A 634-nucleotide genomic window follows, 5' to 3' on the forward strand; every position below is an offset into this window, starting at 1 on the left:
GGGCTGCGCGAACTCGGTGCGGTTCAGCACGTCCCCGTCCTCGCCGAACACGATCGCCTTGAGGTCGAAGGGGAGTTCGGCGTCGACCGCGTCGAAGGCCTCGGCGAAGACGGGGAACGTCTCGTACAGCTCCCGGCCCATGCCGAGGCGTTGCGAGCCCTGTCCCGCGAAGAGGAACGCCGTCCGGCCGCCGCCGGCCACCGCCGTGCCGGTGACGACATGCGCCGGCGTCTCCCGCCGGGCGACGGCCCGGAGGCCGCTCAGGGCCTGCTCCCGGCCCGCTGCGAGCACGACCGCGCGGTGCTCCAGCGGGGACCGCGTCGTCGCCAGGGAGAGCCCGACGTCCTGCGGGGAGAGCGCCGGGTCCTCCGACAGGAACTCCGCCAGCCGCTCCGCCTGGGCGCGCAGCGCCGCGGGTTCGGCGGCGGAGAGGGGCAGCAGTACGGTCCGGCTGCGGCCGCCGGCCTCGGCGGGCAGGTCGCCGTCGGCCGTGGTCGCCCCGGAGGCCGTTCGGGGGGCTTCTTCGAGGATGATGTGGGCGTTGGTGCCGCTGATGCCGAACGAGGACACACCCGCCCGGCGCGGACGGTCCTCCGACCGGGTCCACCGGGTGTTCCCGGTGAGCAGCGCGACA

The 634-nt window shown here is 75.4% G+C and carries 1 protein-coding gene; it reads right to left on the reverse strand.

The genetic code is table 11. The features are described 5' to 3' along the window. Positions 1-634 (reverse strand): ketoacyl-synthetase C-terminal extension domain-containing protein (locus tag AC5WS8_RS39295; protein ID WP_496108260.1); only part of this gene is annotated, 634 nt, incomplete at both ends.

It is taken from the genome of Streptomyces sp. PTL18 (genome assembly GCF_059510295.1).